At 68.1% G+C, this 13,061-nt stretch carries 10 protein-coding genes and 1 tRNA gene; 5 read left to right on the top strand and 6 right to left on the bottom strand.

The window, feature by feature from the left end; all coding sequences use genetic code 11:
• Positions 1-183: 183 nt before the first annotated feature.
• Together AU194_RS08590 and AU194_RS08585 are read left to right on the top strand one after the other, a co-directional pair.
• Entirely contained in the window at positions 184-1,527 is a 1,344-nt protein-coding gene (locus tag AU194_RS08590; RefSeq protein WP_059088813.1) for a cytochrome P450, read from the top strand.
• Entirely contained in the window at positions 1,524-2,840 is a 1,317-nt protein-coding gene (locus AU194_RS08585; protein WP_157575955.1) for an acyltransferase, read from the top strand. Before AU194_RS08590 ends, AU194_RS08585 begins: the two co-directional genes overlap by 4 nt.
• Before the next feature lie 13 nt (positions 2,841-2,853).
• On the opposite strand, the gene AU194_RS08580 is transcribed toward AU194_RS08585, so the two are convergent.
• From AU194_RS08580 to AU194_RS08565, 4 genes are all read right to left on the bottom strand, one after another.
• A complete protein-coding gene (locus AU194_RS08580) occupies positions 2,854-5,481 on the bottom strand; it encodes a LuxR family transcriptional regulator (RefSeq protein WP_059088811.1) in 2,628 nt (875 codons plus the stop codon).
• Between the two features lie 64 nt (positions 5,482-5,545).
• Positions 5,546-8,104, bottom strand: coding sequence for an ABC transporter permease (locus tag AU194_RS08575; protein WP_059088810.1), 2,559 nt, complete (start codon positions 8,102-8,104; stop codon positions 5,546-5,548).
• The gene (locus tag AU194_RS08570) at positions 8,104-8,790 is read right to left on the bottom strand and encodes an ABC transporter ATP-binding protein (RefSeq protein WP_059088809.1); all 687 of its coding nucleotides are present in this window, start codon (positions 8,788-8,790) and stop codon (positions 8,104-8,106) included. Before AU194_RS08570 ends, AU194_RS08575 begins: the two co-directional genes overlap by 1 nt.
• A 211-nt stretch (positions 8,791-9,001) precedes the next feature.
• Positions 9,002-9,076: transfer RNA gene (locus AU194_RS08565), tRNA-Thr, on the bottom strand.
• 117 nt (positions 9,077-9,193) lie between these two features.
• Here AU194_RS08565 and AU194_RS08560 point away from each other — a divergent pair.
• On the top strand, positions 9,194-9,601 hold the full coding sequence (locus AU194_RS08560; RefSeq protein ID WP_059088808.1) for an HNH endonuclease: 408 nt from the start codon (positions 9,194-9,196) through the stop codon (positions 9,599-9,601).
• A 41-nt stretch (positions 9,602-9,642) separates the two neighbouring features.
• Here the strand turns inward: AU194_RS08560 and AU194_RS08555 are convergent, their stop codons facing one another.
• On the bottom strand, positions 9,643-10,383 hold the full coding sequence (locus tag AU194_RS08555; RefSeq protein WP_059088807.1) for a hypothetical protein: 741 nt from the start codon (positions 10,381-10,383) through the stop codon (positions 9,643-9,645).
• Between the two features lie 93 nt (positions 10,384-10,476).
• Here AU194_RS08555 and AU194_RS08550 point away from each other — a divergent pair, with 93 nt between their 5' ends.
• Both AU194_RS08550 and AU194_RS08545 read left to right on the top strand, forming a co-directional pair.
• Positions 10,477-11,196, top strand: coding sequence for a response regulator transcription factor (locus AU194_RS08550; protein ID WP_059089047.1), 720 nt, complete (start codon positions 10,477-10,479; stop codon positions 11,194-11,196).
• 16 nt (positions 11,197-11,212) lie between these two features.
• On the top strand, positions 11,213-12,634 hold the full coding sequence (locus tag AU194_RS08545; RefSeq protein ID WP_059088806.1) for a cell wall metabolism sensor histidine kinase WalK: 1,422 nt from the start codon (positions 11,213-11,215) through the stop codon (positions 12,632-12,634).
• Between the two features lie 3 nt (positions 12,635-12,637).
• Here AU194_RS08545 and AU194_RS08540 read toward each other — a convergent pair whose 3' ends face one another.
• Positions 12,638-13,042 (bottom strand): HIT family protein, encoded by a 405-nt coding sequence (locus AU194_RS08540; RefSeq protein ID WP_059088805.1) that lies wholly within the window; start codon positions 13,040-13,042, stop codon positions 12,638-12,640.
• Between the last annotated feature and the right edge of the window lie 19 nt (positions 13,043-13,061).

Here is a 13,061-nt window from a genome sequence, read left to right as displayed (position 1 = left end):
GTTTCCCCGCTGAGCACGAGGGGGAGGTTACCCAGAGCGACGGAATTCAATCGGGATCCAGATGTGGTGGGTCACACCGACTCAGTACCACCGCTGCATCCGGCGCCGATTGCAGTAGTGCCCTACCGCGGTCGTCGCGTCCGGAACGCGCGACGATCGGGAGCGCCGTGGATTGGAGTGCCGATGACCGTCTTGACGAGCAGCGATGCCCGCGGGACATCCGAGCAGTTCAGCGTGCCCGTCGTGGGGGAGCCGAGGATGATTCAGGCGGTTCGATTCGCTGTCCGGCGCCGCACGGCGATGCGGACCTGGATCCGCCGGTACGGGCGCGTCTTCGAGCTCGACATCCCCCTGTTCGGGCGGACGGCGGTGATATCGGATCCGGCGGCAGTGAAGGCGGTGTTCGCCGCGAGCGCGGAACGACTGGTGAACGTGCAACCGAACCTCAGCAATCTGTTCGGACCCGGGTCGGTCTTTGGACTCGACGGAGAGCCGCATCGCCAACGGCGCCGGTTGCTCGCGTCGGCGTTTCACGGCCGCAGCCTGAGGGACCTCGAGAAGGTCGTCGAGGAAGAGACGGTGCGGGAGAGTTCCCGGTGGCCCGAGGGGAAAGAGTTCCGAATCCTCGAACCGATGAACCGGATCAGCCTGAACGTGATACTTCGAACGGTTTTCGGCGCAGACGGGTCGGGGGCGGACGAGCTACGCGCGATCATCCCCCCGTTCATGACGTTGGGTTCATTGGTGGCGTTCGTGACCGCGCCGTCGTTCTGGAGGGGACGCCACAGCCCTTGGGGCGCACTCAACCGCTTCCGGGGCGCATACGACCGAGTCGTCCTCACACTGATCGACGAGGCCGAGACGGATCCAGAACTCGGCAAGCGGACGGATGTCCTGGCGTTGCTGGTCCGGAGCAGTCAGGAAGGTCGAACCCAGCTATCCCGGGCGGACATCTGCGACGAGTTGTTGGCGCTCATCGGCGCCGGCCACGAAACGACCGCGTCGGCGCTGGCGTGGACCTTCGAAAGACTGCGGCGCCACCCCGCGCTCCTGGCCGACCTCGTCGCCGAGATCGACGAGCGGGGCAGCGCCCTGCGGCGAGCCACGATCGCAGAGGCGCTTCGCGCGCGCACCGTCCTCGACGTGGCCGGACGCCGAGTCAACGCAACGGATCTCGAACTCGGCGGATGGCGGATACCGAGCGGTCGTACCGTGCTCGTACGCATCGCCGACCTGCACGAAAGCCCGGAGCTCTTCCCCGATCCGGAGCGATTCGATCCCTATCGCTTCGTCGGCGCCCAGCGAACCGCGCCAGGTTGGCAGGCGTTCGGCGGAGGTGAACGACGCTGTCCGGGGGCCGACTTCGCCATCGTCGAGATGGACGTCGTGCTGCGCACGGTGCTGCGGATGTTCCGCCTGCAAACCGACGACGCCCCCGACGAGAAGTCGCATTTCCGCGGCGTCTCTCACACACCCAAACGCGGGGCGCGAGTGATACTGACCCGCCGGAGGCAGGTGCCGTGTTGACCCAACTGATCGCACCGACGTGCACACATCCGCTGGAGATCCGCTGCGATGCCGCGGACGCCATCGTCGCCAACCTGGCGATGAACGTGGTGTTCTTCTTCAAGCGCCATCTCGATGCCCGGGCGCTGCGCCGGTCGTTCGCGCGCGCGATCGGCGGGGTCCCGGTCTTCGCGGGCCGCATGGCCATGGGCGGTGCCGGTATGCGCATTCGCTGTGGGGGACAGGGCGTCCCCTTCACCGTGATGTCGTCCGGTCGGACTCTCCACGAGGCGATCACCTCGACTTCCGAAGACAGCGGGCGATGGCTCGTCGACCCGGTGAACGGTGTCGCCGCCCGGTGGGGGTGGGGTCCGTTGTGCACAGTCCGCATCACGCATCTCGCGGACGACTCGACGGCGATCGGGATCTCCTGGCACCACGCGATCGGCGACATGCAGACGTTGATGTACCTGATGGGAGCATGGACTGCCGCCGCCCGCGGCGAACCGTTCGCTGTGCCCCTGATCGTCGAAGACCGCGCCGCCTACCTCGATGAGCATCTTCCGGCCGATGGCGCTGCGCGGCCCGGGGTGCGCCGCCTCGGCCTGGCTGAAATCGCGCGCGGGGCAGGCTATCTGGTACGAGATGCGCGGAAGTTGCGCAGCGTCCGGATGTACTTCGGGGACGACGAACTGGCCCGCATGCGAGACGCCTATTCGGCGCGGAGATGGCTGTCGACGAATGAGGTCGTGTGTGCCCATGTCTGTGAAGCTCTGATGAGAGCGCAACCCGAGGTGGATCGCCGCACTCTCGCACTCGTCGTCAATGTGCGGACTCGGTGCAACCTCGATCCCATGCTCGTCGGCAACATCGTCACCACGACGAACGTCGACCTACGGCGGGGGCAGCCCGCGGCATCGATCGCCGAGGACATCCGCCACCACCTCGACCGTTTCACGGACGAGGACTGTGATATGCGGGCCAACCAGCGATTCATGGACGCCGCCGGGGCCTGGGGCGCCCTTCGCTGTGTGACGGGGACGTTCAACCTGCGGCGGTGGAACCCACTGATCACCAACCTGACTCGATTCGGGGTGCACCGCCTCGAGTTCGGTGGCACCCCCGCGTACTACTGGACGTTGTTGATGACGGTACCGGTTCCCGGCTTCGGAGCGCTGATGGAAGGTGCGGACGGTCAGGGACTGGTATTCCAGATGTTGTTGCCGCCGGGCGATTTCGAGGCTATGTCGACCCCGTCGATGCGGGCGGAACTGCACCGGTTCCAGCGTGCGGACGACGAGATCCCGCGATTGCACCGTGAACTCCACGTCTGACGGCGCGGGCACACTACTGCGCCCGGGCGCGGCGCCGCGGATGAAGCGCGGCCAGCTCGTCCCGGCTGTTCGTACCGGTCTTCATCATGGCCCGGTAGATGTGGCTCTCGACCGTTCGGACGGACAGCGTCAGGCGTTCGGCGACGGCGCGGTTGGTCAGCCCTTCCGCGAGCAGCATCACGACCTCTGCTTCCCGGTCGGTCAAGGGCAGGGGCTCGCTCACCCGGCGGAGCGCCGGCGTGCAGGCGCCACATCGCTCGGCGAGTGTCTCGGCCCGTGTCGCGCACCCGAAGGCGGATCCCCGGCGACCCTGGCTCCGATACACGAGCGCGGCGTGAGCCGCTGCGTCCAGGGCGGCGACGATGTCGCCGATCTGCTCGAAAGCTTCTGACACGGCGGATAATTCGCGCGCGTCACCGTCGTGTAGAGCTGCCGCGAACCGCTCGGCGAGGCCGACGCGGGGGCCTTCGACGATGCCTCCCAATTCGCGCAGTCTGGTGATGCTGGTGCAGTCGCCGAACTGGGTGGCGGTTTGCAGACAGATCACTTCGCCCGCGAATCGTTCCTGTAGAGAGGCTCTTTCAGCGGCCGCCGTAGTGATCGCGATCGCCTCGCTCACCGCGCCGTGTCCTGCCGCATTCCACGCCCTGGCCAGGCTCAGTTCGTAGTCCAGCTCGCGGAAGGCGCGCTGTCGCGTGTCGAGCGTGGCGAGCGCGGCGTCTGCTTGGCACGTCGAACCCTGCATGGCAAGTGCCGTCGCGCGCGAGACGTCGTAACGGTACCCCCAGCCCAACGCGTGGGTCGCGGACAGCTTTTCCACCGCCTGTTCGAGCAATGTGCACGCCGGCTCGAGGCGGCCGGCGCCGAGAGCGGCTCGTCCCGCTATCGCAGCACCGATCGCTTCGGCCGCTCCGGGGAGCTGTTCTGCTTCACGGCGGAACCGCTCGGCCACTTCGACAGCGTCCTCGATGCGCCCGGCCAGCAGCAGTCCGCTCACGTGTGCGTCGGCGATGTTCAACCTCAGATGCGGAACATCGAACGACCGTTTCACCGCGCCGTATCCCGACTCTGCGATGGTCACCGCCGCCGTGGTGCGGCCCTCGTCCGCGGCTATGGTCGCGAGCGCCCAGGCGATCTCGGCGCCGGCTGCGGGCGGAAGCTCTTCCGATGCAAGATGTTTCGCCGCCTCCTTGGCCATGTCCGGATGATCCGTGGCGAACCAGTACACGCTCAGGAATGCGTCGATGTAGCCGGCGCCCTGCAACGTGCTCGTACGCAGTGCATCGTCGATGATCGCCTTCGCGCGAGGCGGATCGCCGAGCGTCCACAACGCGTTGCTGGCCCGCAGGAACGCAAGTTTGGCGAGCTCGAGGTCGGTCAGATCGCGAGTCTCGAGGTCTGAGAGAACGGTATCCGCCTGTTCGCCGCGGCCCATCCACGACAACGCATGTGCGCGCACGAAGATAGCCTTCGGCCCCGCACCGGCGCGCGCTGCCGCCTCGGCGAGGCGATCGGCCAAGGGCAGGTCGGCGAGCCACACCGCACCGTTGGCGCCCCGCATGAGGAGGTCGCCGTCCGGTGGGAGGTCGGACTCCAGGCTCAGTGCGGCGCGGCGCACGGCGAGTTGGAGGTTGTCGTCGCGGCCCTCGGGTGCGACCAGCTCGTTGGCGACCCGTCCGCGTAGTCGTCGAAGCCGGGTGGGGGCCGCACGCCTGCGGCGTACCTCGCCGTAGATGGGATGCGCCAACCGCACCTGGACCTCATCCGCTGTCTGCTCCAGCATGATCAGGCCGCGGGTGTCCGCCTCCTCCACTGCTGCCGGGTCCGTGATGCGTCGCAACGTCTCCAGCGGTATCGGCTCGCCGACCGCGAGCGCGTCGACCACGTCGCTCACCGGTTCGGCAAGTACCCCGATGCGGGATTCGATCAGCTCGACGAGGCCCGGTGGCAGGACGGGCTCACCGATCCACCGCCACCACCCGTGGTGTTGCACGATCCGCTGCTCGGCGATCTCGTTCTCGACGATGTTCCGTAGATAGAGGGCGTTCCCGCCGGTCAGACGCCACAACCGCCCGGCGGTCTCCGAATCCACCGACCCCGCCAACGCGGCAGTGAGCAGTGTGGTGGTCTGGTCGAGGGTCAACGGCCGGAGGTCGAGTCGGTCGAATTCGCCGATCCGCCAGATCTCCTCCACGCCCTGAGCAACCGGTTCGCCGTCGCGAATCGTGAGCACGACCTTGGCGGCGTTCCTCTGGACGATCTGGTGGACGATGAACAGCGAGAGTTCGTCGAACAGGTGGACGTCGTCCAGGCCCAGCACCACGGTGGAGCCCGACCCAGGGGCACCCGCGGTCAGCGACTCGAGCACGCCGTGGAGCAACTGCACCGTGTCGACGACCCCGGGTTGCGTCCACGCGGCGAGAGCGCCCAGGGGAACAAGGCGGGCTGCGGAGGTGCCGACCGCCCAGCGAGTGACACATCCACGTGCGCTCAGGGCTGACAGCGCCTCGCGAAGGACTCGACTCTTCCCCGCTCCGGCAGGCCCGCCGACGACCACCCCGGAGACGTCGGGAGCCGAGACGACGGCCTCGATCGTCTGCATCTCTGCCGAACGCCCGGTCAGCGGCCAGCACAGCAACACTCAAGCAGCCTAGGATCGCGGCGGGCGCGGCGAGTGTCGAACGCGGAAAAGATGAGTTCGGCGGTCAGGCGCTGCGCAGGATCTCGACCGTCTCGAGTCGCCGCGAATGAAGTACCGGGTATATCGCAGCGGCGAAGACCAACAGGAACAGCGCCGCCGCCGAGGTCTGCACGGGCTCTCGCAGCAGGCCCCACTCGATCTCGATGCCGTAGTAGACGGGGGAACCCAGTGACCACAGGTAGGTGAGACCCACACCGCCGAACACCGCGACGACGACCGCGATGAGGCCGAGCAGGCAGGCGTTGGCGACGATCACCGCCTGCTCCTGCCCGGCAGTGATACCGATCGCCCGCAGGACCGCCCGCTCGCGACCGCGTTGCAGCAGACCGAGCACGAAGACGTTCATCAGGCTGAGGCCGGCCGCCGCCATCACCACGTAACCGGCCACGGTGAACGGTGCGAGGAAGCGGTTGATCCCTTCGGTGGCGGCCACGCGCCACCCCTGGTTGTCGTACACCCGCAACCCGGCGTCGAGGTCGAGGAAGTCGTCGCGATGAGCGGTCGCGTCGGCGGCGGACGGGTAATCCACCGCGACCTGGTCGCGGGCGGCCGCCCAGTCTTCGCGTGCCAGACCCTCGTCGACCAACACGATGTCCCCGACGGCGGCGTCGTTGACCATCAGTGGACGGAACACTCCCGCCACCAGGTACCGCTTGGGCCCGTCGACGGTCGGCAGGCTGACGACGTCCCCCTCGGCGGCGCCGAGGCGGCCGGCGGCGATCTCGCTCAGGCCGACCTCGCCGCCTCGCAGGGACTGCCAGAACCGGTCGGGGGCGTCGGTCGGCTCGTACAGTGCCGAGCTGTACCAATCACCCGGCGTCACCCCGATCACTTGGCGGGACAGCGCGCCTGACGAGATCGTCGCCTGTCGGCGCGAGGCCACGCTGCGCCCGCCCGCGGTGTTCGAGACCATCTCGAAGGCGGCGTCGGACAGGCGGCCGTCCCGCTGGTCGAGCACAGATTGAGCAGTTATCAACAGTGCGGTGGGTAGCCGCTCGGCCTTCTGCGCGGCAACCTGATCGGCCCCGAGGAGTTGCATGCTGTGTGATCCGATCGCGAAGCTGGTGCCCTCCGCGAGCAAGGCCGTGGAGAAGGCGAACAACAATGCGTATCGGTGGATGTCGGCGCCGAGGAGGCGCCCGACGCTGGGCCGGACGGTGGTCAGCAGTCCGACCGACACCCGCGCGACACGGGGCGCGAGCCATACCGTCGCCAACACCAGCCCGCACAGGCCGATCGTCATGCCGTTGATGCCGACCTGCAGCGGCAGCGACCCGCGCCGGAAGATTCGCAACACGATGACCGAGCAGGCCACCAGGGCGGTCCCGAGGACGAGCGGCCAAGTCGGGATGGTCCTGATGCGTTGGACCCCACCTGCGCTGGCCATCGACGCCAACGGGCCGGCACGGACCAGGTTGACCGCGGGGCCGGCCATCGCGAGGACCCCGCAGGCGGTCCCCGCGGCTGCGCCGACGGGGACGAGAACCCAGCTGAAGTGGGTGGTGATGTTGCCGCCGGAACCCGCCAGCATGGCTTGTCCGAAGCGGTCCACCAGGTACGTCCCGAGCAGGAAACCCGTCGGCACTCCGCAGAGTCCGCCCATCGCGCCGACGAGAGCGCCTTCGCACAGCATGCCGCCCAATGTCCCGGCCGGTCGCGCGCCGATCGCTCCGATGGTGCCCAGCACGGCGCGGCGCTCCTCGACCGCCAAGAGAAGGGCGTTCACCGCGATCAGGGTTCCGATGATGATTCCGCACAGCGCAATGAGATTGGAGCTCTGCGTGCTGTTCTCGAACATGGCGGGCAGGTGCGGACGCGGCGGCCCTGCCGTGGCGACGCCGCTGATGACCCGGTCGACGTCCGCGGTGATCTTCGCGCCCTGCTGCGGCAGCACGAACGCGGCCGTCACGTACCCGGGGCTCGACAACAACCATGCGGCGAAGTCGACCGACGGCGCCAACAGAACGTAGCCGTCGTTGATGTCCTTGACGCGGTCGAATTCCGCAAAGGTCCACCCCACGTGCGCCGAACCGGCGGGCAGGCCGGGGATGCGCACTTCGTTGCCCGGCCGCAGACCGTGCCGTTCGGCGACGACCGCCGGCATCTGCAGCGGCACGCCGGGGCCGTGCGCGGGTTCGTCGTCACGGGCGCGCCGTTGACAATCGAACGGTCCGACAAGCGACTCGATCTGACAGGACCCGCCGAGTACGAGGAACCCGGTGCGGGTCGGATGTGTGTCGACCGGTGTCAGGCCGGCGACGACGGGAATCACCGATGCCGCACCGCCCACCTCGGCGCGCAGGCGGTCGACCGTCTGGGTGGGCAACCGGCCGCTGACATTCGGGCGGACCTCGATGACGTTTGCATCGGCGGCGTGAGCGAGCGCCGGGCCGTACGCATCGAAGGGCCGCGCGAGTTCGGCCTTGAGGATCAGCGTGCCGAGTACGACCGTCACACCGATGGCCACGCCGATCACGCTGAGCAGCGTTCTCTGCCAATCGGCGGCCAGCGCGGTGAGGTGGACGCGACGGAAGTACAGCCACCGCGAGCGCAACCAGGGCATCACCGCACCGCGACCGGCGTGGCGTCACCGGCACACCCGTCGACGAGGTGGATCTCACGGGATCCGTAACCGACGGCGGTCCGGTCGTGAGTCACGAGGACCACTGCCGTTCCCTCTTCGTCCGACAGCGCGCGTAGCAGTTCCAGGACCTCCGCAGAAGATCGGCTGTCGAGGTTCCCGGTCGGCTCGTCGGCCAGGACGATGGCCGGTCGAGCGACCAGCGCGCGGGCTACCGCCACCCGCTGCATCTGTCCGCCCGACAGCTCCGAGGGCCGATGCCGAGCGCGTTCCCCCAGCCCGATTCTGTGTAGGAGCTCCTCGGCGCGCGCATCAGCCGCCCGGGCGGGTACGCCGTCGAGCACCAGCGGCAACGACACGTTCTCCACAGCCGTCAGGCTCGGTACGAGGTTGAAGAACTGGAACACGAATCCGAGGTTGCGGCGCCGGAACGCGGCGCGTGCCCGGGTGGTCATCGACCACACGTCCCGGCCGCCGATCTCCACCTCGCCGTGATCAGGCGCGTCCAGCCCACCGGCGACGTGCAGGAAACTCGATTTACCCGCCCCCGACGGACCGGTAACGACCACGAATTCACCTGCGGTCAAGGCGAACCCGATGTCGACGAGGACGCGGACCTCTTCGCGTCCGCGCCGGTAGGTTTTGGAGACGTTCCTCAGTTGCAGCACCGGCTCCTCGTCCGCGCCGCCCCGAGGCGGATGCCGGCCAAAGGAGTGCGCGTCTCGGTCCGGATTCGCAGACATCGCATCATGCCTTCCCGCGTGGGGGCGTCTCCGAGTCATCGTCGATCCACCGAACGCGAGGAGGTGCAGTAGTACGCCACTGCAATGCGACGGGAGCCGGCGCGCGAGTACCTAGGGGCATTGCGCCACCGACGTGTGGAGCCCCCTGTCAGGATTGAACTGACGACCTACGCTTTACAAGAGCGTTGCTCTACCGCTGAGCTAAGGAGGCGTGTCTTGCGAGACCGCCATATCTTATCGGCTCCTCCGCGGCCTCGGTTATCCGCAGTGGGCGTCTGCCATATCCAGGCGATCTTGAGTTGTCACAGCCCAGCGCTAGCTTCGGATTGTGTCGACGACTTGTCTCGGGTGCGGAGCCGTTGTCTCGGCTCGCCGCGCGAAGGTGTATTGCACAAACGCATGCCAACAGTTGCACCGTCGACGCCTGCTCTTGGAGGCCTGGCTCGAGACCGGAACGTGCGGCCGCATCTCATACCAGGGCCATTACGTTCGCGATTACCTCTACGAGCAGCAGGGCGGGCGCTGCGCCATCTGCAACCACAACGACAGCTGGAACGGGCTGGCACTAGGGCTGATCATCGACCACATCGATGGAGACTCGACCAACAGCCGTCGGGAGAATTTGCGGCTTATCTGCCCGAACTGCGATAGCCAGCTGCCCACCCACAAGGCCAGGAACCGGGGCAACGGCCGCCATTACCGGCGCCAGCGCTACGCAGCCGGCTTGTCCTACTGACTTTCGGCTTTCTGCCGGTCAGCAGGTCAATCCCCAACAACTCACTCTTCGACGTCGATCACCCGTTGGGACCGCACCGCCGTCGTGGGGGCCGTCGGGGTGCGTCGGCCCAGCCGGCGGCCCGGCAGCGGGATCCGGTCGGCGATGTTGCTCAGCGGATTGACCACCTGACTCAGCGCGATCACGGCTTCCCGCAGCGCCTCCACCGTCGGCGCCAGCGCTTCCAGGCCGGGCGTCAACCGGTTGAGGGTGTCGGCGACGTCGGCGAGCTGCTCGAGCGGTCCGTTGCGTGCGGTGAGCTTGTCGACGAGTCCGCCCTCGGCCAGCAGCCGATCGGCGATCCCGTCCTCGGCGAGCAGGCGTTCGACCAGGCCGTCCTCGTCGAGCAGCTGGTCGACCAGCCCGCCCGGCTCGATCGCACGCATCAGCCCGCCGTCGTCCTGCGTCAACCGGTCCAGCACACCGCCCGGCGCGGTCAGCCGGTCCACCACGCCACCCGGTTTGAGCAGGCGGTCGACGGGTCCGTCCGGTGCCAGCGCACGGCCCAGCGGCTGATCCTCGTCCATGAGCCGGGCGAGGCGGTTGGCCCGTTCCACAGCGTCGTTGATCCCGAGCAGACCGGCGAAGGCACCGGGGTTCGCGACGACGCCCGGATCTTCCCCGAGCGTGGCCTTGGCCACGCCGATCGCCGAGGTGGCGATCCCGAGACTGGTCTCGGCGGCGGCGAGCCCGATGCGCGCCGGCGCGGTCGCGAGCTGCATCAGGTTCTTGCCGAAGTCCATGCCGCCAGTCTAGGGACGGCGCAAGCCGACACTCACAGAGATCTCACAGCGAACTTGCAGGTTAAGTCCAAGGCCGAGGCGGACGCTGAGCTCATGGCCATGGCTGCGCTCCCCGAATCCACGCCCGAGGCGCGGGTCCTCGTTGTCGACGACGAGGCCAACATCGTCGAACTGCTCTCCGTCAGCCTGAAGTTCCAGGGCTTCGAGGTGCACACCGCCTCTGACGGCGCCTCGGCGCTCGACAAGGCCCGTGACGTGCGTCCCGACGCGGTGATCCTCGACGTCATGATGCCAGGGATGGACGGGTTCGGCCTTCTGCGCAGGCTGCGGGCCGACGGCATCGACGCCCCCGCGCTGTTCCTCACCGCGCGCGACTCGCTGCAGGACAAGATCGCGGGGCTGACGCTCGGCGGCGACGACTACGTCACCAAACCGTTCAGCCTCGAGGAGGTGGTGGCCCGGTTGCGGGTCATCCTGCGCCGCACCGGCCGGGGTGCCGAGGAACCCAAGACCTCGCGGCTGAGCTTCGCCGACATCGAACTGGACGAGGACACCCACGAGGTGTGGAAGGCCGGCGAACCGGTCTCGCTGTCGCCGACGGAGTTCACGCTGCTGCGCTACTTCATCATCAACGCGGGCACCGTGCTGTCGAAGCCGAAGATCCTCGACCACGTGTGGCGGTACGACTTCGGTGGCGACGTCAACGTGGTGGAGTCCTACGTGTCTTACCTGCGGCGCAAGATCGACACCGGTGACAAACGGCTGCTGCATACGCTGAGGGGCGTGGGATACGTGCTTCGTGAGCCGCGATGAGCCGACAGGTCGGTTAGTGCGCGGAGGTGTGCCTCTGCGGCTGGGTCTCGTGGCCGCGACGCTGGTGCTCGTCGCGCTGGGCCTGCTCGCGTCCGGGATCGCGGTGACGTCGATCATGCGGCACAGCCTGGAGAGCCGCGTCGATCAGACCCTGTTGGACGCCTCCCGTAGCTGGGCGCAGGCGCCGCGACAGCTTCCGGCCGCGCCTGTGGCCGGACCCAACCCGGCCCGCCCGCCGTCGAACTTCTATGTGCGCGGCACCGGTCCGGACGGACGGATGTGGACCGCGGTCAACGACCGCGAGGCCGAACCCGTGCTGCCCGCCGACAACGATGTGGGCCCAGTTCCCGTCACCGTCGGCTCCGTCGACCATTCCAACGTCGAATGGCGCGCGATGACCGTCCGCGGACCGGACGGCGAACTGACCACCGTCGCGATCGACCTGTCCGAGGTGCAGTCGACGGTGCGCGCGCTGGTCTGGTCGCAGGTGGGGATCGGGGCGGCGGTGCTGCTGGTGCTCGGCGTCGTGGGCTACGCGGTGGTGCAGCGCAGCCTGCGCCCGCTGGCGGAGGTGGAGGAGACGGCCGCGGCGATCGCCGCCGGGCAGCTCGACCGCCGCGTACCGCAGCGCGATCCGCGCACCGAGGTGGGCCGATTGTCGTTGGCGCTCAACGGCATGCTGGCGCAGATCCAGCGGGCGGTGGCGTCGTCGGAGTCGTCGGCCGACGCCGCGCGCACCTCCGAGGAGCGGATGCGCCGGTTCATCACCGACGCCAGCCATGAGTTGCGCACACCGCTGACGACGATCCGCGGTTTCGCCGAGCTGTACCGCCAGGGCGCGGCGCGTGACGTCGAGATGTTGATGAACCGCATCGAGAGCGAATCGCGGCGGATGGGGCTGCTTGTCGAGGATCTGCTGCTGCTGGCGCGACTCGACGCGCAGCGCCCGCTGGAGCGGCGCCAGGTCGATCTGCTGGCGCTGGCGACCGATGCGGTCCACGACGCCCAGTCGATCGCCCCCGAACGCGCGATCAGGCTGGAGGTGCAGGACGGGCCCGGCACCCCCGAGGTGCTCGGCGACGAGGCACGGCTGCGGCAGGTGTTGGGCAACCTCGTTGCCAACGCGCTGCAGCACACCCCGAAGACGGCGGGCATCACGGTGCGGGTCGGCACCGACGACCGCAACGCGCTGCTGGAGGTCTGCGACCAGGGGCCGGGGATGACCGAGGAGGACGCGCGCCGGGTCTTCGAGCGGTTCTACCGCACGGATTCTTCGCGCGCCCGGGAGAGTGGCGGGACCGGACTGGGGCTGTCGATCGTGGACTCGCTGGTGCTGGCCCATGGCGGGACGGTGCGGGTGACGACGGCGCCCGGTAAGGGCTGCCGCTTCACCGTGAACTTGCCGCGATTCAGCGATGTACCCGTCGAAAAGGTATGAGGCTCAGGTCAATTCGGCGATAGCGGCCTTGAGTTTGGCCTGTGCTTCGTCGAGCGATTCCGGCGACGGGTCGTTGTCGACGTTCGCGAAGCCGAAATCGGTGAGGTTGTAGGCCGGGAACACGTGGACGTGCAGATGCGGCACCTCGAGCCCGGCGATGATGACACCGGCGCGCTCGGCTTGGAATGCCTTGACGCAGGCTTTGCCGATCAGCTGGGTCACTTCCATGACGCGGGCGAACACCGCGGGTTCGACGTCCTGCCACTGGTCGATCTCGGCGCGGGGGACCACCAGCGTATGGCCCTGGGTCATCGGGGCGATGGTGAGGAATGCGACGATCTCGTCATCCTCGTAGACGAATCGGCCCGGCAGTTCTCCGTTGATGATCTTCGTGAAGACGGTCGCCATGCCCCGAGCATAGTGAGGG

The organism is Mycobacterium sp. GA-2829, assembly GCF_001499965.1.
Taxonomy (GTDB): domain Bacteria; phylum Actinomycetota; class Actinomycetes; order Mycobacteriales; family Mycobacteriaceae; genus Mycobacterium.
The sequence above is the reverse complement of the archived record's forward strand: the minus strand, read 5'-3'. Positions and strand labels throughout refer to the sequence as shown.

Coding starts and splice junctions, on each gene's coding strand:
- AU194_RS08590 (WP_059088813.1), top strand. CDS start 184: ATGACCGTCTTGACGAGCAGCGATGCCCGCGGGACATCCGAGCAGTTC.
- AU194_RS08575 (WP_059088810.1), bottom strand. CDS start 8,104: ATGCCCTGGTTGCGCTCGCGGTGGCTGTACTTCCGTCGCGTCCACCTC.
- AU194_RS08555 (WP_059088807.1), bottom strand. CDS start 10,383: ATGGACTTCGGCAAGAACCTGATGCAGCTCGCGACCGCGCCGGCGCGC.
- AU194_RS08550 (WP_059089047.1), top strand. CDS start 10,477: ATGGCCATGGCTGCGCTCCCCGAATCCACGCCCGAGGCGCGGGTCCTC.
- AU194_RS08540 (WP_059088805.1), bottom strand. CDS start 13,042: ATGGCGACCGTCTTCACGAAGATCATCAACGGAGAACTGCCGGGCCGA.